General features: G+C 67.1%; 18 protein-coding genes. 11 read left to right on the top strand and 7 right to left on the bottom strand.

Annotation, left to right across the window (positions count from 1 at the left end):
• Positions 1–92: 92 nt before the first annotated feature.
• The 3 genes from C8J46_RS06030 (at position 93) to alr (ending at position 2,959) form a co-directional block, all read left to right on the top strand.
• Positions 93–1,061, top strand: a complete 969-nt coding sequence (locus C8J46_RS06030) for an iron ABC transporter permease (RefSeq protein WP_132736238.1) — start codon at positions 93–95, stop codon at positions 1,059–1,061.
• On the top strand, positions 1,052–1,831 hold the full coding sequence (locus tag C8J46_RS06025) for an ABC transporter ATP-binding protein (protein WP_132736235.1): 780 nt from the start codon (positions 1,052–1,054) through the stop codon (positions 1,829–1,831). The genes C8J46_RS06030 and C8J46_RS06025 overlap by 10 nt, the downstream gene beginning before the upstream one ends.
• 102 nt (positions 1,832–1,933) lie before the next feature.
• Entirely contained in the window at positions 1,934–2,959 is a 1,026-nt protein-coding gene (gene alr / locus C8J46_RS06020) for an alanine racemase (RefSeq protein WP_207894125.1), read from the top strand.
• A 40-nt stretch (positions 2,960–2,999) separates the two neighbouring features.
• Here the strand turns inward: alr and C8J46_RS06015 are convergent, their stop codons facing one another.
• Both C8J46_RS06015 and C8J46_RS06010 read right to left on the bottom strand, forming a co-directional pair.
• Positions 3,000–4,184 carry an acetyl-CoA C-acetyltransferase gene (locus tag C8J46_RS06015; protein WP_132736230.1) on the bottom strand — a complete coding sequence of 395 codons (1,185 nt, stop codon included), beginning with the start codon at positions 4,182–4,184 and terminating at the stop codon, positions 3,000–3,002.
• 33 nt (positions 4,185–4,217) lie between these two features.
• Positions 4,218–5,213, bottom strand: a complete 996-nt coding sequence (locus C8J46_RS06010; protein WP_243643239.1) for an alpha/beta fold hydrolase — start codon at positions 5,211–5,213, stop codon at positions 4,218–4,220.
• 77 nt (positions 5,214–5,290) lie between these two features.
• Here C8J46_RS06010 and phaR point away from each other — a divergent pair, with 77 nt between their 5' ends.
• Entirely contained in the window at positions 5,291–5,833 is a 543-nt protein-coding gene (gene phaR, locus C8J46_RS06005; RefSeq protein WP_107961437.1) for a polyhydroxyalkanoate synthesis repressor PhaR, read from the top strand.
• 3 nt (positions 5,834–5,836) lie between these two features.
• Complete coding sequence (locus tag C8J46_RS06000) at positions 5,837–6,022, top strand: hypothetical protein (RefSeq protein ID WP_132736225.1); 186 nt, start codon at positions 5,837–5,839, stop codon at positions 6,020–6,022.
• 4 nt (positions 6,023–6,026) lie between these two features.
• Here C8J46_RS06000 and C8J46_RS05995 read toward each other — a convergent pair whose 3' ends face one another.
• The 3 genes from C8J46_RS05995 to C8J46_RS05985 form a co-directional block, all read right to left on the bottom strand.
• On the bottom strand, positions 6,027–7,514 hold the full coding sequence (locus C8J46_RS05995; RefSeq protein WP_132736222.1) for a hypothetical protein: 1,488 nt from the start codon (positions 7,512–7,514) through the stop codon (positions 6,027–6,029).
• Between the two features lie 8 nt (positions 7,515–7,522).
• A complete protein-coding gene (locus tag C8J46_RS05990) occupies positions 7,523–8,746 on the bottom strand; it encodes a PDZ domain-containing protein (RefSeq protein ID WP_165886469.1) in 1,224 nt (407 codons plus the stop codon).
• A gap of 499 nt (positions 8,747–9,245) precedes the next feature.
• Complete coding sequence (locus C8J46_RS05985; RefSeq protein WP_132736220.1) at positions 9,246–10,796, bottom strand: CpaF family protein; 1,551 nt, start codon at positions 10,794–10,796, stop codon at positions 9,246–9,248.
• Positions 10,797–10,941: 145 nt separating this feature from the next.
• Between C8J46_RS05985 and C8J46_RS05980 the strand changes: the two genes are divergently transcribed.
• Entirely contained in the window at positions 10,942–12,444 is a 1,503-nt protein-coding gene (locus tag C8J46_RS05980; protein WP_132736217.1) for a trypsin-like peptidase domain-containing protein, read from the top strand.
• Here C8J46_RS05980 and ada read toward each other — a convergent pair.
• Positions 12,420–13,472, bottom strand: coding sequence for a bifunctional DNA-binding transcriptional regulator/O6-methylguanine-DNA methyltransferase Ada (gene ada, locus C8J46_RS05975; protein ID WP_132736215.1), 1,053 nt, complete (start codon positions 13,470–13,472; stop codon positions 12,420–12,422). The two genes, C8J46_RS05980 and ada, sit on opposite strands and share 25 nt — an antisense overlap.
• Positions 13,473–13,585: 113 nt before the next feature.
• Here ada and C8J46_RS05970 point away from each other — a divergent pair, with 113 nt between their 5' ends.
• The gene (locus C8J46_RS05970; protein ID WP_132736212.1) at positions 13,586–14,431 is read left to right on the top strand and encodes an oxidoreductase; all 846 of its coding nucleotides are present in this window, start codon (positions 13,586–13,588) and stop codon (positions 14,429–14,431) included.
• Between the two features lie 270 nt (positions 14,432–14,701).
• Here the strand turns inward: C8J46_RS05970 and C8J46_RS05965 are convergent, their stop codons facing one another.
• Entirely contained in the window at positions 14,702–15,379 is a 678-nt protein-coding gene (locus C8J46_RS05965) for a dienelactone hydrolase family protein (protein WP_132736209.1), read from the bottom strand.
• Positions 15,380–15,699: 320 nt separating this feature from the next.
• On the opposite strand from C8J46_RS05965, the gene C8J46_RS05960 reads away from it, so the two are divergent.
• The 4 genes from C8J46_RS05960 to atpD all read left to right on the top strand — a co-directional run bounded on the left by C8J46_RS05960 (position 15,700) and on the right by atpD (position 20,281).
• The gene (locus tag C8J46_RS05960; RefSeq protein WP_121905252.1) at positions 15,700–16,254 is read left to right on the top strand and encodes a F0F1 ATP synthase subunit delta; all 555 of its coding nucleotides are present in this window, start codon (positions 15,700–15,702) and stop codon (positions 16,252–16,254) included.
• Positions 16,255–16,258: 4 nt separating this feature from the next.
• Positions 16,259–17,788 (top strand): F0F1 ATP synthase subunit alpha, encoded by a 1,530-nt coding sequence (atpA, locus tag C8J46_RS05955; RefSeq protein WP_055873607.1) that lies wholly within the window; start codon positions 16,259–16,261, stop codon positions 17,786–17,788.
• 100 nt (positions 17,789–17,888) lie between these two features.
• Entirely contained in the window at positions 17,889–18,782 is an 894-nt protein-coding gene (locus C8J46_RS05950) for a F0F1 ATP synthase subunit gamma (RefSeq protein ID WP_132736207.1), read from the top strand.
• Positions 18,783–18,799: 17 nt separating this feature from the next.
• Positions 18,800–20,281: a F0F1 ATP synthase subunit beta gene (gene atpD / locus C8J46_RS05945; protein WP_056488474.1), complete on the top strand. Its 1,482-nt coding sequence runs from the start codon at positions 18,800–18,802 to the stop codon at positions 20,279–20,281.
• The last annotated feature ends 114 nt before the right edge of the window (positions 20,282–20,395 follow it).

Genomic DNA, 20,395 nt, shown 5'->3' with positions numbered 1-20,395 from the left:
TGCCCGCAGTCAAGAACGTCCCCCAACTGGGCCCCGGCCTCCGCCGGGGAAGTGGCTATATGTAGAGCGCGCGTAGATGAGGAGATGTCGGGATGACCCGCACGCCCAAACTCATCACCCTCGGCGTCCTTGTCATCCTCCTGTTCGGCCTGTCGCTCGGCTGCGGGAAAGTCTGGGTGCCGCTCGACGCGTGGTTCTCGAGCGACCCGCGCTGGTGGATCATCCTCGAACTCCGCCTGCCGCGCGCGGTGCTCGGCCTCGTGCTCGGCGCGACGCTCGGGCTGTCGGGCGCGGTCCTGCAAGGCTATCTCCGCAACCCGCTCGCCGACCCCGCCGTCGTCGGTATATCGTCGGTTGCAGCACTCGGCGCAGTCGCCGCGATCATCTTCGGGGCCGGTTCGGGACCTGCCATCTTCGCCGCTGCAATGCTCGGCGCGGGCGGTGCGGTCGCGCTCCTCGCCGCGCTGACATGGCGATCGCCGAGCGCGATCACCTTCATCCTCGCCGGCACCGTGCTCGCCAGCCTAGCCGGCGCGCTGACCGCTTTCCTGATCTCGATCGCGCCGAATCCCTATGCGGTCGCCGAGGTGATCGACTGGATCATGGGCGCACTGACCGATCGCGGCTGGGACGACATCGCGCTCGCCCTGCCGCCGATGCTGCTCGGCGGCGTCCTGTTGATGCTCACCGGCCGCTCGCTCGATGCGCTGTCGCTCGGCGAGGCGGCGGCGCGATCTCTTGGCATAAGGATGGGCCGTGTCCGGTGGCTGGTCGTGCTCGGCACCGGGCTCGTCGTCGGCGCAGGCGTCGCCGTGACCGGCGTGATCGGCTTCGTCGGCCTCGTCGTGCCGCATCTGCTGCGCCCGATCTTCGGCCACCGCCCGAGCGCGCTACTGCTCCCCTCAGCGCTCGGTGGAGCCGCGCTCGTGCTCGCCGCCGACAGCCTCGTCCGCCTCGCCCCCGGCGCCGGCGAAGTCCGGCTCGGCGTCGCGATGGCGCTGATCGGCGCGCCATTCTTCCTCGGGTTGCTGGTCAAGGAACGGGGCCGGGCATGGATCTGATCGTCGACGCGCTGCGCGTGAAGCTCGGCAAGCGCACCGTCCTCCACGACGTGTCCGCGCACCTCCGCCCTGGCCGAGTCACCGCGATCCTCGGCCCCAACGGCGCTGGCAAGAGTACGCTGGTCAAGGCAGCCGCCGCGCTCGTCGGCGGCAGCGCGGGCAGCGTCCGACTCGACACGCAGGACGTCGCGACGATGGACCCGCGCGCCCGCGCCCGCGCGATCGGCTACCTCCCGCAGGATGCGACGGTCCACTGGAACATCGTCGCGCGTGACATCGTCGCGCTCGGCCGCCTTCCGCACCTCGGCGCGCATGCCGCTCCATCGCCCGAAGACCACGCCGCCGTCGAGCGCGCGATGCACGATACCGAGACCACGCACCTCGCCGATCGCCCGGTCGGCGAACTCTCCGGCGGCGAGCGCGCCCGCGTCCTGCTCGCGCGCGTCCTGGCAGGCGAACCCCGCTGGCTGCTCGCCGACGAACCGCTCGCCAGCCTCGACCCCTCGCACCAGATCGACCTGCTCGCCCGCCTGCGCGCCTACGCGGGCGGCGGGGCAGGGGTGGCGATCGTCCTCCACGACCTCGTCCAGGCGCAGCGCGCTGCGGACGACGCGCTGCTGATCGCCGATGGTCGCATCGTCGCGTTCGGTCCGGTCGCCGAGGTGATGACCGCGGAGACACTTGCCCGCGTGTTCGGTGTCCGCGTTGCGCCGCTCGACGATGGTGGCCGCCGCCTGCTGGTCCCGGTCGGGCGTGTCGAGGTCGGCTAGCCAAGCGACACGCCCGGTGGATCGGGGCCAAGTCGGGGCCGGCGGGGTGAAAGGTCATCGACGCGCGGAGCCCGGTTCACTATCCCGCGCCGGGTGATCGACATTCCCGCCCCCCTTCGCCTGCGCCTCGACGGCGACGCCCTCGTCCAGAACTGGCGCACGCTCGACCGCATGAGCGGCACCGCGGCATGCGGCGCGGCGGTCAAGGCGAACGGCTACGGCCTGGGCGCGATCGAGGTCGCTCGCCGCCTCGCAGGCGCCGGCTGCCGCGACTTCTTCGTCTCCAACTGGCAGGAAGCCGCCGAACTCGCGCCGCTGGGCCTGACGATATCTGTCCTCCACGGCGTCCGCGACGAGGACATGCCCGCCGCCGCAGCCGGCTTCGCCCGCCCGGTCCTCAACACCCCCACCCAGGTCGCCCGCTGGAAAGCCGCGGGGGCAGGCCCGTGCGACGTCATGGTCGACACCGGCATGAACCGCCTCGGGATCTCGACAGACGACATCGCCAGCGGCTTGCTCGACGGTGTCGAAATCGAAACGCTGATGAGCCACCTCGCCTGCGCCGACGAAGACTCACCGATGAACGCGGTCCAGCGTGCGGCGTTCGCCGGGCTGGCCGGACGAACATCGGCGCGTCGGATGAGCCTCGCCAACTCCGCCGGTATCGCGCTCGAAGGCTATGCATTCGACCTGACCCGGCCGGGATTGGCGCTGTACGGCGGCATCCCCCGCAGCGAGCTGGCCGGCGTGGTCCGGCCGGTAGTGACCCCCGAAGCGCAGATCCTCCAACGCCGTCGCGTCGCGGCAGGTGATACCGTCGGCTACAACGCGACCTGGACCGCCTCCCGCGACACCGAGGTGGCGATCATCAATCTGGGCTATGCTGACGGCTATTTCCGCGGGTTTTCGGATCGCGGCAGCGGGTCGGTTGGCGGCAGCGGCGTACCCGTGATCGGCCGGGTGTCGATGGACCTTCTCGCGATCGACGTGACGGGGGTCGCGGATATTCGGGAAGGCGCATGGATCGCGCTCGACTTTGCGCTGCCCGACGCCGCAGCGCTGTCGGGCATGTCGCAATATGAGCTGCTGACCGGGATGGGCGCGCGCTATTGCCGATCTTGGTCCTGAACGGCCGCCCCGCGAAGAGCGGCCGGTAGAGGAGAAGCCCTTACCGCTCGATACACATTGCGATCCCCATGCCGCCGCCGATGCACAGCGTCGCGAGGCCCTTCTTCGCGTCGCGCTTCTGCATCTCGTAGATCAGCGTCGTGAGGACGCGCGCGCCGCTCGCGCCGATCGGGTGGCCGATCGCGATCGCGCCGCCGTTGACGTTGACCTTCGATGCGTCCCAGCCGAGTTCTTTGCCGACCGACAAGGCCTGTGCGGCAAAGGCTTCGTTGGCTTCGATCAGGTCGAGGTCGGCGAGCGTCCAGCCGGCCTTCTCTAGCGCGCGCCGGGTGGCGGGGACGGGGCCGATCCCCATCACCGACGGGTCGACGCCGGCCGAGGCCCAGCTCTTGATCGTCGCGAGGATGGTCGAACCGCGGCGTTCGGCTTCGTCGCGGCGCATCATGACGAGCGCGGCGGCGCCATCGTTGAGGCCGCTCGCGTTCGCCGCCGTCACGGTGCCGTCCTTCTTGAACGCGGGTTTCACGCCCGAGACGCTCTCGATCGTAGCGCCGGCGCGGATGTATTCGTCGTCTGCAACGACCGTGTCGCCCTTGCGGCCCTTGATCGTGACGGGTGCGATCTCGTCCTTGAAACGGCCCGATCCGCGCGCCGCCTCGGCCTTGTTCTGCGAGGCGACCGAGAAGGCGTCCTGTTCACCGCGCGTGACTTGGTATTGCTCGGCGAGGTTCTCGGCGGTGATGCCCATGTGATAGCCGTTGAAGACGTCGGTCAGGCCGTCGCTGACCATCGTGTCGACGAGGGCAAGGCTGCCCATCTTCTGGCCGCCACGGATCGACTGTGCGTGCGCGGAGAGCGACATCGATTCCTGGCCGCCCGCGACGACGATGGTCGCGTCGCCGGTCTGGATCGCCTGTGCTGCGAGTGCAACCGCCCGGAGTCCCGAGCCGCACACCTGGTTGACCCCCCAGGCGGGGATTTCCTTCGGCACGCCCGCCGCCATCGACGCCTGGCGCGCGGGGTTCTGGCCTTGGGCCGCGGTGAGGACCTGGCCGAGGATCACTTCGGAGACGTCCTCGCCCGCAACGCCCGCCTGTTCAAGCGCGGCCTCGATCGCGATGCGGCCGAGTTCGTGCGCGGGCGTGGCGGCGAAGGCCCCCAGGAAGCTGCCGACGGGCGTGCGCTTGGCTGCAGTGATGACGACGTCGGTGGGGAGATCGGTCATGTCAGGATCCTCTATGGTTGGACCCCATGTAGGTCACCCGAGCGCGGCGATCCAGTTGGCGAGCGGCTCCCAGAGGCGTGCGCGCGCGCTGCGGCCGACGATCATGCCGACATGCCCTGCGCCGAGATCGCGGCGGTCGGCGAGCCCGATCGCGGTGGCGGCGGGGACGATACGATCGCTCAGCGAGACGAACTCGACGGTCGGGCAGGCGAGTGTGAGCGGATCGACCGAGGTGCCTGCGATGACCCAGCCGCCTTTGCCGGGAAGGTCGTCGGCGATGCAGTCCTCGAACAGCGACGCGGCGGCGGCGTAGGGGAGGGGGGCACCTGCGTTCGCCCAATCCTCGAGTCGGACGAACGCGCGCGCCGCGTCGCTGTCGGGGGCGAGGTCGGCGAACGCTTCGTATTTGGCGATCGTGCGCGCGGGGTCGAGTTGCCAGAAGCCGGCTTGCAGGACTTCCATCGGTAGCAGGCCGAGCATCGCGGCGGCGGGTTTGACCGCAGCCCAGGTTGCGGCGAGTGTAGGGCGGCCTTCGCCATAACCCGCGAAATGCCATGGTGCGGCGATCGTCGCGACCCCGGCTACTGGCGTGATCGCCGCGGCCCCCAGCGCCAGCGTGCCGCCGAGGCAATAGCCGACCAGTACCGGCGGTTCGGGCAATGCCTGGAGCAACGGGACCAGCAAGCGCTCGACATGCGCCGCCAGATCGAGGTCGCGGTCGTCGCTGCCGGGCGATCCCCAGTCGACCAGCCAGACACGAAATCCCTGCGCGGCGATCCATCGCACCAGCGAAGTCGCGGGCGAATGGTCAAGTATGTCGGGTGGATTTATCAGCGACGGGACGAACACGACGGGGCGCCCGCTGCCACCGTAATCGCGCAGCGAAACTCGACCTGCGCGGTGAATTGCGGGCATCGGATCGGCCCGCTTCTCTCGTGGTGCGGCCTGGTAGGCGCGCAATCCGGCTAGCGCGCGCGCCATCCGTTCGGGCGATGCTGCGGTCTCGCTGCGCAGCACATTGAGGAACAAGGGTAAGGGCCTCGGACCTTGTTGCGGTGCGTCATCAAAGACTGTAGCCTCCGTTTCAAACATAAGACGGGGGATCCATGAAGAAGCAACCGGCTGCCGACGGAATCGTCATCATCAAGAAATACGCCAACCGGCGGCTCTATAACACCGAGTCGTCATCCTACATCACGCTGGATCATCTCGCGACGATGACCCGCGAGGGGCGCGACTTCAAGGTAGTCGATGCGAAGACCGACGAGGACATCACGCACAACGTCTTAACACAGATCATCATGGAAGAGGAGAGCCGTGGCGAGACGATGATGCCGGTGAACTTCCTCCGCCAGCTGATTTCGATGTACGGCGATTCGATGCAGACGATGGTGCCGGGGTATCTGGAGGCGTCGATGGACAGCTTCCGCCGCAACCACGACCAGTTCAAATCCGCGGTCGAAGGCGCGTTCGCGAACTCGCCGTTCGCCGATATCGCCAAGCGCAACCTCGCGATGTTCGACGTCGCCGCGCAGGCAATGACGCCGGCCGCGACGACGCCGGCCCCAGCCGCCAGCAAGGACGACGAGATTGCAGCATTGCGCAGCGAACTCGCCAAGTTGCAGGAAAAGGTCGAGAAGCTCGGCTGAACGATGAGCGCGGTGTTGTGGAGCGCGAGTGGCGGGCTCGCCGCATTAGCCATCGCCGCCGGGTTCGGCGAACGACGCCGGCGACGGCGGCACGATCCGGACTCGGTCGGCTGGGTCGACTGGCCGACCGTCCAGATGCTCGCGCTGATCGCCCTCGCGGTCACGATCGGGCTCGCGTTCAAGTCCTGACGGCTTAGCGGTTCAGGCGATACACCGTGTGCGGCAAGGCGCCGACCTTCACGACGCCCACCAACCGATAGCGGTCGGCGATGGCCGCCGCCACGCGTGCCCGGGTTGCGGGGTTGGTATCGGCTTTGTCCGCACGGACGACGATCACGCCGGGATTGGCGGCGAGCAGACGCGCGGTCTCGGTGGCCGGATCGATGCCCAGGCCATGCGCCTCGGTCATCCGGCTGAGATGGCTGCGGAAAATGTACGGCGTCGGCAGGCACGACTGTGTCAGATAATACAGGATCGGTTCGCTGCCGAACGTGAACAGGCAGCCTGGGGGATGCTGCCCGACCATGTGGACGAGTGCCGCGACCTGTCGGGCCGTACCGCGACGGGCGACGCGTATCCCGCCGAGGACCGCCGCCGCGACCACGCCGAACAGCAGCACCGCGATCAGCGATCTGCGGTGGGCACGTGTCGAAACGCGAGCCAGGCCGGTGCCCGCAGCGACGGCGAGCGGAAGCGCGACGGGTAGCAGGTACAGCAGCTCGAAGTTGCGCATGATGATGACGGCAAGACCCGCCGCCACGAGCCAGCCCATCGCGAACGGTGCCGATCGCCGACCGTGCCACGCCAGGACGACCAGTGGACAGCTCAACGCAAGCGCGCCTGCCAGTTTGAGCAGGCTGGAGCCGAAACCGTCATCGTTCTGCTGGCCGAAGATCGACAGGAAGTTCGCGAACACGAACGCGTCGTTGTGACCCGCCAGCGCATAGACCACCCAGGCGAGCGCGGTTGGTAACAGCGCCGCGGCGACCCAGAACGCGGCGTTTCGGATCAGGCGCGCGATCGAGCGGTCGGTTTCATGGGATTGTTTGAGCAGGACCAGACCAAAGAATATCCCCTCGAACATCGCGGTATATTTGATCTGCATCGCCAGGCCGATGAGCAGCATCGCGCCGACCCCGCGCGAACCGACGCAACGATCAACGGCATCGCGGCCGAGCACCAGCAACGCGGCGCTGGCCATGAGCGCGTTGCCCCAGATCGCGGATTGCCCCCCTGCGCCGTCGAAGATCATCACCCAGACGAGGTAGATCAGGCTGGCGCCGAGCTCTGCCGTGAATGCCGTCGCAGAGGATCGCGCGGGCGAACCGGGGCGCGCGGGCGATCCGGGGCGTGCGGGCGATCCGGGAGCGGTAAGCCGGTGCACGATGCGACCGACGAGGAACGCCGTCCCCGCCGCCACGAGCGTCGCGGCAAGCTGATACATCACGATGCCGTTACCGCCGGCGCTGCGAATGCCGGCGAAGATCAGGAACAGGCCGACCGGCTTGCGATCGAAGATATCAACGAACGGCCACGCCCCGTGGAGCAGGCGATCGCCGACCAGCAGGTAGAATTGCTCGTCGCTGTGGATCACCGGATTGCCGAATAACGGGCTGCGGAGGGCGAAGGCGATGAGGAGCAGGACAAAAGCCTGCCCCGATCGGTGACGCAGGCTAAACATGGGCAGTCCTAATAAAAATGCGTCAATTCGAGCTTGCGTATGGTGCCGTCGCACAAGCCGAGCGTGACGATCCGACCCGGCGCGCCCGCCGACCATGCCGCGATCGGGCTGGTCGCATAGTCCGCGGCGATCGGCACGCCGTCGATGCTGCAGATCAGGTCGCCGTCCTTCCAGCCCGCCGCGGCCGCGGGGCCGCCGCGCATGACATGGAGAACTTTCAGCCGGTCCTTCTCGATGCCGATGAGCAAGCCGCTGGTCGATCGCGGCGGTGGCAGGTCGGCTTTGGGACCGCGGCTGAATACCATCCGCCGTGCGCCGGGGTCGAGCAGCACGCGGTAGTTCTGGAGAAATCCCGAGCCGATCCGGCCTGCGGTGCCGATCGCCTGCGAGAAGCCGCCCGCGGGCTCGATCCGGACTTCGGCCTCGCGCGCAACCATCTCGCCGACGCTAATCTCGGGGACGATCGCGAGGCCGCTGACCGCCGGGCCGGCAAGCCCGAACGAGATCGCGCTGGTCGTGCGCAACGCCTTCAGGTTCGCCGCCTGCCATCCCGCGGCCGTAACGGTGACCGACGAGCCGTCGCCAGTGTCGACCACGATCGGCGCGAGGCGTCTGCCCCCCAGCGTGATCGTGCTTTCGTAGACGCTGCGCTCGGTCGAAACGCGGAGCGGCGCGGTTTCGCCCTTGAACGGCAGGCGCCCTGAGCGGAGCAGGCGAAAGCGCTTGGCGGTATAATCGATGTCGAGCGCGTGGCCGGCGAGCATGTCTGCGCCGACCAGCAGGTCGACGGCTGACATGCTGCCGGTGGCGATCGCGGGCAGGTCGGCGACCGTCACGCCGCCGCCGATACGCGCAAGACCGCCGAGCGCGATCGTACGCGTCGGCATCCAGCCGAGCGCAACCGATCCGCCGATCGCGGTCGCGCTGCCGCCGGCCACCAGCTTGGCGGTGTCGAGCGCGGGGGAGGCCTTGGCGAGCAAGCTGTAGCTGACGCCGGTGTCGAGGATCGCGGTGACGTCGCGTCCGTCAAGCTGCATCGTGAAGCGGATCTGGTTGCCCGGGGTAAGGTCGAACGGAATCCAGCGCGCCTCGGCATCGGTCGCGAGCCGATAGACGCCGCGATCTCGCGCGGCCGGGGAGATGGCAGGCGCCGTCGCCGATTTCGAGGGCTCGCGCGCCGAGACGAAGAGGACCGCGATCAGCGGGACGAGGGCTAGCAGGGCGCGACGCATGTAGGGGTGTCCCTAGCGGGTCAGGGCGCGGGTACAAGCGTAGGCGGGGCGTGCCCCTCGAAGAAGGTGCCTATCCCCTCGCTGCAAGGACGTGGCTCATGGCTAGTGACGAGGGATGGTCCGCGCTTCCATGTTCTCCCGCGAAGGCGGGAGTCCAGTCTGGGTCCCCGCCTTCGCGGGGAAACAATCTTTTCTCGGTTTGAGCGCAAAAGCTGATCGATGATCCTCCCCCTGGCGGGGGAGGATCGTTGGGGTTGTACCGTTATGTGAGGACGGCAGAAGGTGGGTCGAGGCTGTCGAAACCGACCGGCAAACTCAGACAACTATCCCGCCCGCGAAGGTGCGCAGCGCATAGAAAACACACCACCCCGGCGGAGGCCGGGGCCCAGTTGGGAGACGTCGCCAACTGCGGACTGCGCTTCGTTATTACCACCTTGCCGACTGGGCCCCGGCCTTCGCCGGGGTGGTATTGGGAGGCTAAGGGCGCCAAAAAAACGCCTTACAGGCACGCCTCGAGATACGCCTGATCGAACCCGAACTGCTTGGCCTTCTCCAGCGTATACGGCCGCAACCCCATCGACCGGTATTCCCCCAGGATCTTCCCGTCCGCCGACTCGTCCATATATTCGAACTTGAACAGCTCCTGCGTGACGATCACCGGGCCCTCCATGCCGATCACCTCGGTGATGTTGGTCACCCGTCGCGAACCGTCGCGCAGGCGCTTCACCTGGATGATCAGCTCGACCGAGTCGGCGATCTGCCGCGAGATGGCTTCCTTCGGCACCTTGATGTCCGACATCATCACCATGTTCTCCATACGCGCGAGCGCCTCGCGCGGGGAGTTGGCGTGGAGCGTGCACATCGAGCCGTCGTGACCGGTGTTCATCGCCGCGAGCATGTCGAAACACTCGGAGCCACGAATTTCGCCCAGGATGATGCGGTCCGGCCGCATACGCAGCGCGTTCTTGACGAGATCGCGGATCGAGATCTCGCCCTGGCCCTCCAGATTGGCCGGCCGCGTCTCGAGCGGCAGCCAGTGCGGCTGTTGCAGGCGAAGCTCGGCGGCGTCCTCGATCGTCAGCACGCGCTCGCCGGGGTCGATCATCTTCGACAAGGCATTGAGCATTGTCGTCTTGCCCGAACCCGTACCGCCCGAAATCACCACGTTGAACCGCGAGGCCCCTGCGATCTTCAGCGCGGTCGCCATCTTCGGCGACATCGATCCGAACCCCGCCATCATGTCGAGCGTGATCGGCTTAGCCGAGAATTTACGAATCGAGATCGCCGTCCCACGCAAAGACAGCGGCGGGACAATCACGTTGACGCGCGAGCCATCCTTGAGGCGGGCATCGGCGAGCGGCGAAGTCTGGTCGACGCGACGCCCGACTGAGTTCACGATCCGCTGCGCGATCTGGAACAGATGCTCCTCGTCGCGGAACTGGATCGGCGCGAGTTCGAGCTTGCCCTTGCGCTCGACATAGGTCTGCTCCGGCCCGTTCACCATGATGTCGGTGATGTTCGGATCCGCCAGCAACTCCTCGAGCGGCCCGAGCCCGAGCAGTTCGTCGACCAGCACCTTTTCCAACGCGAACTGCTCGCGGCGGTTGAGCGTCAGCTTCAGTTCGGCAAGCACTTCGCCGATGATCGGGCGAAATTCCTCGGCGAGTTCGTCCTTGCCGAGCGTCGCCGCCGCCTCAGGATCGACGCGTTCGAGCAGGCGCGGGAGCACCTGTTCCTTGATCTTGTGGATCGACTGCTCGAAACCCTCGACGCGGCTGTTGCCCGCTTCGCCGCTCGCGTTCTGGCGGTCCGACAGGCGCTGCATCGCGTCCATCTGCGTGCCGGGCATCGTGCCAGGGCCGAAGCCGTCGGATTCGCCGGGCATCGGCAGCGATTCGATCGGCGGGAATTGCGACCCGCCCTCGGGATCGGATCGCGGCGCGGGGCCGCCGCCTTGCATAGACCCGCCCTGCATGGGACGGGCGACGCCGAATGCGGGCCGGGCCGCTTGCCCCCCGCTCATGCCATTACGACGCCCGAATGCACTCATGCCCAAATCCCCGGATAAGTGCAGACAGGGTTAAGCGCGAAGGCTTGATAATTCGCTAACCAAACCGGAATGGTGCCGAAGTGGTGGGTGTCGTCGGATCGGCTGCAGGGTTGATCGCGGTCGAGAACTCCCCGAAGGCTGGAGAATGATCCGCCTGCTGCTCCTTCTCGCGCTGACTTTCGGGTTGGCGAGCTCCGCGTCTGCCGACGACATCGCCGCCACCGGGCGCGGCGTGGTGCGCGTCGTGACGATCGCGGTGGTCGACGATCAGGTGGTCGGGTTCGGGCACGGCAGCGGCTTCGCGATCGCGCCCAACCGCATCGTCACCAACGCGCACGTGGTCGATCTCGCCGAGCGCTATCCCGACAATGTCGTCGTCGGGATCGTCCCCACGGAGGGGACCAAGTCGTACCAGGGCAAGGTGATCGCGTATGATTCGCAGCGCGATCTGGCGTTGATCGAGTTCACCGGCGCGCGCCTGCCGCCAAGTGCGCTCTATACCGGGCCGATGAGCGAGGGGGACGCGGTGGTGTCGCTCGGCTTCCCGGGGAACGTCGACCTGGCAACCGCGCGGTCGGCGGCGGATTACATTCGGCCAATGACACCGGTGCGGTCGGAGGGTGTGCTCTCCGGGCGGCGCGTGCTGAGCAGCGTCGAGGTCTTGCTCCATACCGCCAGCATCGCACGGGGCAATTCGGGCGGGCCTTTGCTCGATCGCTGCGGCCGAATAATCGGCGTGAACTCGGCGATCACGCGCGGCGAAGAGGGCGATTCGACATTCGGCTTCGCGATTGCGGATACCGAGCTGGCGGGCTTCCTGCACGATGCGAAACAGCCCTACGCGTCGATCGGCACGGGCTGCACCTCGATCGAGGATCGCTTGCGGCAGGATAGCGACGCGGACGCGCGTGCCACCGCCGATGCGGCGTCGGCGAAGCGCGACGCGGCGACGCAGGACGCGATGGCACGCGAGGTTGCGCTGGAGAAGGCGCGGACCGAGGCGTCGCGTAGCCGCGAGAACGTGATGGCGATTGCGGGGCTGTTGCTGGTGGCAGGCGCGCTGGTGATCGGGAGCGCGGGGCTGCTCGAATCGCGTGGTCAGCGGCGGCAGGCGGTGTGGGCGCTCGGCGTCGGCGGTCTGAGCGTGCTGGTCGCGATCATCGTGTTCGTGTTGCGGCCCTCGGGTGAGGTCGACGTACCGCTGTCCGCATTGCCCAAGACACGGATCTCGACGCCCGATGCGGCGCTCGGCAAGCTGATGTGCACGCTGATCCCCGAGCGCAGCCGGATCACGATCTCCTCCAGCGACGACGTGCCGATCGACTGGGGCGCGAAGGGCTGCGTCAACCGCAAGACGCAATATGTCGAGGCGAACGGTCGATGGGACCGCGTGCTGGTGCCCGACGCCGAGCAGACCGTGTCCGTCCTGTCGTTCGATCCGGCGACGCGGGTGTATTCCAACACGCGCTATCTGCTGTCGGCGGCGGGGATGACCGCGGCACGGACTGCGCGCGGTGTCGTGCCCAACGTCTGCAACATGGACGATGCGGCGCTTGGTCGACTCGCCGGGCAGCAGGCGGCGGTCCGTGCGGTCTTGCCGCCGTTGCCGAACGAGAAGCTCGTCTATTCCTGCAAGTCGGCGCGCTGAGCTTCGGAGGCCAGCAGCGCGCGTTTGCGGTCGAGGCCGTAGGCGTAGCCGCCGAGCGCGCCACCGATCCGCTGCGCGCGGTGGCAGGGGATGACGATCGACACCGGGTTCTGCCCGCAGGCGGTGCCGGCGGCGCGAATTGCTGCGGGGCGGCCGGCGAGCGCGGCGAGTTCGCTGTAGGTGCGGGTTTCGCCGATCGGAATGGTGCGCAAGGCTTGCCAGATCGCTTCCTGGAAGGCGGTGCCGCGGACGTCCAGCGGAAGGTCTTGGTCGCGCTCGGGGGATTCGACGGCGACCACGATCTGCGCTGCTAGGTTGGCCAGCGCCGCGTCGCCCGGTTCGATCGTGGCGTTGGGGAAGCGGCGGCGGAGGTCTTCGGCATCTTCGTCGAAGGATACGCGGCAGAGGCCCTTGTCGGTGGCGGCGACGAACAGGGCGCCCAGGCTCGTGTCGGCGGTGGTCCAGCGGATCGTGACGCCTTCGCCGCCGCGCGCCCAGGCGCTGGGGGCCATGCCGAGCCGTTTCGCGTCGCCCTCGTAGAAGCGGCTCGGGGCGGAATAGCCAGCGTCGTAGATCGCTTCGGTCACGGTCGAGTCCTCCGATAAGGCGTCTGCCGCGCGGCCGGTGCGTAGGGCGCGGGCGTAGGCGGCCGGGGTGACGCCGGTGGCGCGCTTGAACAGGCGGTGGAAATGGTGCGGCGCGTAGCCGACTTTTGCGGCGACTTGGTCCAGCGAGAGTCGGTCTTCGGCGGCTTCCAGCAGGGCGATGGCGGCGGCGACGGCGATCCGGTCGCGGCCGACTTCGTCCGGAGTGCAGCGCAGGCAGGCGCGGAAACCGGCGGCGCGGGCGCTGGCTGCGTCGGGGTGGAAGGTGACGTTCTCGCGCTTAGGGTGGCGCGCGGGGCAGCTTGGCTTGCAGTAGATGCCGGTGGTTTTGACGCCGACGACGAACCGGCCGTCCCATGCGCGTTCGCGGGCCTCGAACGCGGTCCAGGCGGTGTCGTCGTCGAGGCGAGGGGCGGTGCTCATCGCGTCGTTATAGGCGCTGGTTGCCCGCGCGCATCCCGTGGCTTGCGGTCAAAGCGGAGCCAATCGCCGGGCCAGCCGTTCCTCCACGCATACCCCATAACGAAAGATGTCTCATGGCCTCCGACACGCCCGTCTGGTTCATTTCCGGCTGCTCGACCGGTTTCGGTCGCGAACTTGCCAAGCTCGTGCTCGCGCGAGGTTGGCGTGCCGTCGTTACCGCGCGGGATGCGGACCGCGTCGCTGATCTGGCCGAGGGCGTCGAGGATCGTGCGCTGGCGGTGTCGCTCGACGTGACGGAGCAGGCGCAGATCGACGATGCGGTCGCGCAGGCCAAGGCCAAGTTCGGGCGGATCGACGTGCTCGTGAACAATGCGGGATACGGCTATCAGGCGTCGGTCGAGGAGGGCGAGGAGTCCGAAATCCGTGCGCAGTTCGATGCGAACGTGTTCGGGTTGTTCGCGCTGACCCGCGCCGTGTTGCCGATCATGCGCGCGCAGAAGAGCGGGCATGTAATCAACATCACCTCGGTCGCGGGTCAGGTCGGGTTCCCGGGGTCGGGCTATTATGCCGCGTCGAAGCATGCGGTCGAGGGCTGGTCGGATGCGTTGCTCGCCGAGGTGAAGCCGCTCGGGATCGCCGTGACGTGCGTCGAGCCGGGGCCGTTCCGGACGGATTGGGCTGGGCGTTCGCTGAAGCAGACGCCTGTGAAGATCGCCGACTATGCGGACACGGCGGGTAAGCGGCTCGATGGTACGCGCGAGGTGAGCGGGACTCAGGCTGGCGATCCGGTGCGCGCAGGCGAGGCGATGATCGCGCTGACCGAGAATGCCAACCCGCCGCGGCATATGGTACTGGGCGCCTGGGGGTATGATGCGGTGACGAAGAAGCTGGCCGAACGGTTGAAGGAGATCGAGGCGCACAAGGCTGAGAGTCTTGGGGCAGATTTTCCGGGGGAGTAATCTCGGGAGAGCGACAGAGAGTTGTTTCCCCGCGAAGGCGGGGATCCAGACTGGGCTCCCGCCTTCGCGGGAGAACAAGGCGGCGGGGCTGCCGTCACATCTGTAGCGCCAGCCTGCGCCGAGGCCCTCTACCATAGCCACCACCCCGGCGAAGGCCGGGGCCCAGTTGGAAAGGTGGCAATAACGAAGAGGTGTCCTCCGTTAGCTATGTCCCCCAACTGGGCCCCGGCCTTCGCCGGGGTGGCGTTAGTGTTGGGGAAGGGGCGGTGATCAGCCCCCATTCGCGCGGAACAGCTCCAGCGTCCGCGCCTTCGCCAGATCCGCGCTCGGCTCGTGATAATCCTTCCGCCGGTCCGAATTGAACCCGTGACCCGCTTCGTAGACATACACCGTCGCATTCGGCCAATCCTTCGCGATCACCTGCTCGACGCCCTCCATTGGAATCCCGTGATCGTGGCGACCGAAGTGGAGGATCACCGGCACCTTCGGCTCCTCGTCCGCCGCGGCGGGGATCATGCTGCCGTAATAGCCGCTGGCCGCTGCCACGCCGGTGAGCTTCGTTGAGGCGAACCACGCGACCGAGCCGCCATAGCAATAGCCGACCACGAACACCGGCCCGGCGGGGGCGAGCGTGTCGATGCAGGTCTGGACGTCCTTCAGCGACAGATCGAACGGGTGAAGCTGCCGTGCGAGTTCGACCCCGCGCGCGAGGCCTTCGCCCGAATAGTCCGCCTCGAAGCCGGGATGCTCGCGGTCGAACAGCGCGGGGGCCAGCACTTCATAGCCGTCGGCTGCGTACTCGTCGCAGAGGTCGCGGATGTGGTCGGTCACGCCGAAGATCTCCTGCACCAGCACGACACCACCGCGGCGCTCGCCGGTCGGCTGCGCGTGATAGACCGCGACAGTCGCGCCGTCGGACATCGTCATCGTTTCCATCGTGCCGGTCATTCTCTCGTCCTTGTCGTGTGATCCAATTCGTCCCCATTATCGTCATTCCCGCGGAGGCGGGAACCCATAGTGGCAGGCCGGGCGGTGAAAGCGCCGGTCCGGAGCATATGGATCCCCGCCTGCGCGGGGTAGAGGAGAGGAATCGGGGCCGTCCAACCTTCGATCAATGACAAAACAGTCACAAACCCGTCCCCCTGACCCTCCCGCCGGGTTGCCAATCCGACAACCCGATGCTAACCGCGCCGCGTCCCAGGAGAGGTGCTTTCGCGCCCTCTCTTCCTTTGGGTCGGTTATTCGTTGCAGGCGAGGATAGAGGTTCCGTGGAGACATCCGGCGGTATTCAGGCGAGCTTAGGCGGGCGTTATGCGCTGGCCCTGTTCGAACTCGCGCGTGACGCGAAGACGATCGATGCGGTCGAGTCGAGCCTGGCGAACGTGCGTGACGCACTCGCGCAGTCGGAGGACTTTCGCACGCTGACGTCCAGCCCGATGGTCTCGCGTGGCGCCGCCGTGAAGGCGGTCTCCGCGGTCGCCGACGAACTCGGCGTCGATGCGACGACCAAGAGCTTCCTCGGCGTGCTCGCCGAGAACCACCGGCTGGGCGCGCTGCCGAAGATCATCAAGGCGTTCCGCACACTTGCCGCGCAGCATCGCGGCGAGATCGCGGCCGAGGTGACGTCCGCGCATCCGCTGACCGACGAGCAGGTGATCGAGCTGAAGCATCAGCTCCGCCAGCGGGTCGGTCGTGAAGTTTCCGTCGACCTCAGCGTCGACCCATCGTTGCTGGGTGGACTCGTCGTCCGCGTCGGCAGCCAGATGATCGATTCGTCGATCAAGACGCGTCTCAACACTCTCGCGCACGCGATGAAGGGCTAAGCTAATGGATATCCGCGCCGCAGAAATCTCGAAGATCATCAAGGATCAGATCGCCAATTTCGGCACCGAGGCCCAGGTCAGCGAGACCGGCCAGGTGCTGAGCGTCGGCGACGGCATCGCGCGCATCTTCGGCCTCGACAACGTCCAGGCCGGCGAGATGGTCGAATTCTCGAACGGCGTGCAGGGCATGGCGCTCAACCTCGAGGCCGATAATGTCGGCGTCGTGATCTTCGGGAGCGATTCCGAGATCAAGGAAGGCGACATCGTCAAGCGCACCGGCACGATCGTCGACGTGCCGATCGGCAAGGAGCTACTCGGCCGCGTGGTCGATGGCCTCGGCAACCCGATCGACGGCAAGGGCCCGATCCACACGACCGAGCGCAGCCGCGTCGAAGTGAAGGCACCGGGCATCATCCCGCGCCAGTCGGTCAGCGAGCCGGTCCAGACCGGGCTCAAGGCGATCGACGCCCTCGTCCCCGTCGGCCGTGGCCAGCGCGAGCTGATCATCGGCGATCGCCAGACCGGCAAGTCGGCCGTCGCGATCGACGCGTTCATCAACCAGAAGATCGCCAACGCCGGCGACGACGAGTCGAAGAAGCTGTATTGCGTGTATGTCGCGATCGGCCAGAAGCGCTCGACCGTCGCACAGCTGGTCAAGACGCTCGAAGAAAACGGCGCGATGGAATACACCATCGTCATCGCCGCGACCGCGTCGGACCCCGCACCGCTCCAGTATCTCGCACCGTACACCGGCGTCGCGATGGGCGAGTATTTCCGCGATCGCGGCATGCACGCGCTGATCTGCTACGACGATCTGTCGAAGCAGGCGGTCGCCTATCGCCAGATGTCGCTGCTGCTGCGTCGTCCGCCGGGCCGTGAAGCGTATCCGGGCGACGTGTTCTATCTCCACAGCCGTCTGCTCGAGCGTGCGGCGAAGATGTCGGACGCGAACGGCGGCGGCTCGCTGACCGCGCTGCCGATCATCGAGACGCAGGCGGGCGACGTTTCGGCGTACATCCCTACCAACGTGATCTCGATCACCGACGGCCAGATCTTCCTCGAGACCGACCTGTTCTTCTCGGGCGTGCGTCCGGCGATCAACGTCGGCCTGTCGGTGAGCCGCGTCGGCTCGGCCGCACAGACCAAGGCGATGAAGAAGGTGTCGGGCTCGATCAAGCTCGAGCTGGCGCAGTACCGCGAGATGGCGGCGTTCGCGCAGTTCGGGTCGGACCTCGATGCGTCGACGCAGAAGCTGCTCAACCGCGGCGCGCGTCTGACCGAGTTGCTGAAGCAGGCCCAGTTCTCGCCGCTGCCATTCGAAGAGCAGACGGTGTCGATCTTCGCTGGCACCAGCGGCTATCTCGACAAGGTGCCGGTCGCCGACGTGACCCGCTACGAGCAGGCGCTGCTGGCGGACATGCGCGCGAACCACGCCGACGTGCTGAAGCTGATCCGCGATACCCGCGACCTGGGTAACGAGGCGAAGGACAAGCTGAAGGCAGCGCTCGAAGCGTTCGCAAAGACGTTTGCATAATTGACCGTCACCCCAGCGAAAGCTGGGGTCTCAGGCCGCTAGCGAGCGGTCTGCGGCACGAGGTCCCAGCGTTCGCTGGGATGACGAGGTAGGAAACTAAATGGCGTCGTTGAAAGCCCTCAAGATCCGCATCGGCTCGGTGAAGTCGACGCAGAAGATCACCAAGGCGATGAAGATGGTCGCCGCTGCGAAACTGCGCCGTGCGCAGGACGCGGCGGTTGCCGGGCGTCCGTATGCCGAGCGTCTCGAAGCGGTGATGGCGAGCCTCGCGGGGCGCGTCGGCATCGCGCCGGGCGCCTCGCCGCTGCTCGCGGGCACGGGCAAGGACCAGGTCCACCTGATCGTCATCGCGACGTCGGAGCGTGGCCTGGCGGGTGCGTTCAACACCAACATCGTCCGCGCCGCTCGCCGCAAGGCCGAGGAGCTGATCGCGGCGGGCAAGACCGTGAAGTTCTACGTCGCCGGCAAGAAGGGGCGCGTGATCAAGCGCTTCTTCCCGAACGACATCCTCGCCGATCACGAGATGGGCCAGATCAAGCGGCTCGCGTTCAGCGATGCGCAGGAGATCTCCGAAGACCTGATCAAGCGCTTCGGCGAAGGCCAGTTCGACGTTGCGCACCTGTTCTACGCGAAGTTCGTGTCGGCGCTGGTGCAGGTCCCGACCGGTATCCAGATCATCCCGATCCCGCTGTCGGCGATCCCTGGCGCGGAAGCCAAGCCGGGTGCGCCCGCCGGAGCCGTGGTCGAGTATGAACCCGACGAGGAAGCGATCCTCGCCGACCTTCTGCCGCGCAACGTCGCGATCCAGATTTTCCGTGCGCTGCTCGAAAACGCGGCGTCGGAGCAGGGCTCACGCATGAACGCGATGGACAACGCCACGCGCAATGCCGGCGACATGATCACGCGCCTCTCGATCCAGTATAACCGTACCCGCCAAGCCGCGATCACGACCGAGCTGGTCGAAATCATCTCGGGCGCCGAAGCGCTCAAGTAAGTCCAAGGAAGCAGACAATGGCAACCGCCCCAGAGACCCTCGGAACCACGCTCGCCCCCAAGGCCACCAACAACACCGGCCGCATCTCGCAGGTCATCGGTGCGGTCGTCGACGTGCATTTCCCCGACAATTTGCCCGCCATTCTGTCGGCGCTCGAAACCGACAATAACGGCAACCGGCTCGTCCTAGAAGTCGCGCAGCATCTCGGCGAGAACACCGTTCGCACGATCGCGATGGACGCCACCGAGGGTCTGACCCGCGGCCAGACCGTCACCGACACCGGCTCGCAGATCCGCGTTCCGGTCGGCCCGAAGACGCTCGGCCGCATCCTCAACGTCATCGGCGAGCCGATCGACGAGCGCGGTCCGGTCGGCGCAGAGACGACCGCCCCGATCCATGCCTCGGCACCGCTGTTCGTCGACCAGTCGACCGAGAGCGCGATCCTGGTCACCGGCATCAAGGTCATCGACCTGCTCGCACCCTATGCGAAGGGCGGCAAGATCGGCCTGTTCGGCGGCGCCGGCGTCGGCAAGACCGTGCTGATCCAGGAACTGATCAACAACATCGCCAAGGGCCATGGCGGCACCTCGGTGTTCGCGGGCGTCGGCGAGCGTACTCGCGAGGGTAACGATCTGTACCACGAGTTCCTCGACGCAGGCGTCATCGCCAAGGATGCCGACGGTAATCCGCAGTCGGAGGGCTCGAAGGTCGCGCTCGTGTTCGGCCAGATGAACGAGCCGCCAGGCGCACGCGCTCGCGTCGCGCTGTCGGGTCTGACGATCGCCGAGTATTTCCGCGACGTCGAAGGCCAGGACGTGCTGTTCTTCGTCGACAACATCTTCCGCTTCACGCAGGCGGGCGCAGAGGTTTCGGCGCTGCTCGGTCGCATCCCGTCGGCGGTGGGCTATCAGCCGACGCTGTCGACCGACATGGGAGCGCTGCAGGAGCGCATTACGTCGACCAACAAGGGGTCGATCACCTCGGTGCAGGCCGTGTACGTTCCCGCAGACGATCTCACCGATCCGGCGCCGGCAACGTCGTTCGCTCACTTGGACGCCACGACCAACCTCAACCGCGCGATCTCGGAGCTGGGCATCTACCCGGCAGTCGATCCGCTCGACTCGACCTCGCGTCTGCTCGAGCCACGCGTCGTCGGCCAGGAGCATTACGACACCGCGCGCGCCGTTCAGTCGACGCTGCAGAAGTACAAGTCGCTGCAGGACATCATCGCGATTCTCGGCATGGACGAGCTCAGCGAAGAGGATAAGCTCACCGTCCAGCGTGCGCGTAAGATCCAGAAGTTCCTGAGCCAGCCGTTCCACGTCGCCGAGGTCTTTACCGGCATCAGCGGCAAGTTCGTCCAGCTCGAGGATACGGTCCGGTCGTTCAAGGCGGTGGTCGAGGGCGAGTATGATCACTTGCCAGAGGCGGCGTTCTACATGGTTGGCGGCATCGACGAAGCCGTCGCCAAGGCCGAGAAGATGGCTTCCGAGGCTTAATCCAAACTGCTCCCTCCCCTTTCAGGGGAGGGTTGGGGTGGGGCCTGACCGCGAGCGTCGCGCTTGGCCGCACTCCCCCACCCCGACCCTCCCCTGAAGGGGAGGGAGTGAGAA

It is taken from the genome of Sphingomonas sp. PP-F2F-A104-K0414 (assembly GCF_004340945.1).
GTDB lineage: Bacteria > Pseudomonadota > Alphaproteobacteria > Sphingomonadales > Sphingomonadaceae > Sphingomonas.
Note: the sequence above shows the minus strand (reverse complement) of the source record. Positions and strands in the feature narration are given on the sequence as shown.

Coding starts and splice junctions, on each gene's coding strand:
- atpD (WP_056488474.1), top strand. CDS start 18,800: ATGGCAACCGCCCCAGAGACCCTCGGAACCACGCTCGCCCCCAAGGCC.
- ada (WP_132736215.1), bottom strand. CDS start 13,472: ATGAGCACCGCCCCTCGCCTCGACGACGACACCGCCTGGACCGCGTTC.
- phaR (WP_107961437.1), top strand. CDS start 5,291: ATGAAGAAGCAACCGGCTGCCGACGGAATCGTCATCATCAAGAAATAC.
- C8J46_RS05985 (WP_132736220.1), bottom strand. CDS start 10,796: ATGAGTGCATTCGGGCGTCGTAATGGCATGAGCGGGGGGCAAGCGGCC.
- C8J46_RS05965 (WP_132736209.1), bottom strand. CDS start 15,379: ATGACCGGCACGATGGAAACGATGACGATGTCCGACGGCGCGACTGTC.
- C8J46_RS05980 (WP_132736217.1), top strand. CDS start 10,942: ATGATCCGCCTGCTGCTCCTTCTCGCGCTGACTTTCGGGTTGGCGAGC.
- atpA (WP_055873607.1), top strand. CDS start 16,259: ATGGATATCCGCGCCGCAGAAATCTCGAAGATCATCAAGGATCAGATC.
- C8J46_RS05990 (WP_165886469.1), bottom strand. CDS start 8,746: ATGCGTCGCGCCCTGCTAGCCCTCGTCCCGCTGATCGCGGTCCTCTTC.
- C8J46_RS06030 (WP_132736238.1), top strand. CDS start 93: ATGACCCGCACGCCCAAACTCATCACCCTCGGCGTCCTTGTCATCCTC.
- C8J46_RS05950 (WP_132736207.1), top strand. CDS start 17,889: ATGGCGTCGTTGAAAGCCCTCAAGATCCGCATCGGCTCGGTGAAGTCG.
- C8J46_RS05970 (WP_132736212.1), top strand. CDS start 13,586: ATGGCCTCCGACACGCCCGTCTGGTTCATTTCCGGCTGCTCGACCGGT.
- C8J46_RS06015 (WP_132736230.1), bottom strand. CDS start 4,184: ATGACCGATCTCCCCACCGACGTCGTCATCACTGCAGCCAAGCGCACG.
- C8J46_RS06000 (WP_132736225.1), top strand. CDS start 5,837: ATGAGCGCGGTGTTGTGGAGCGCGAGTGGCGGGCTCGCCGCATTAGCC.
- C8J46_RS05995 (WP_132736222.1), bottom strand. CDS start 7,514: ATGTTTAGCCTGCGTCACCGATCGGGGCAGGCTTTTGTCCTGCTCCTC.
- C8J46_RS06025 (WP_132736235.1), top strand. CDS start 1,052: ATGGATCTGATCGTCGACGCGCTGCGCGTGAAGCTCGGCAAGCGCACC.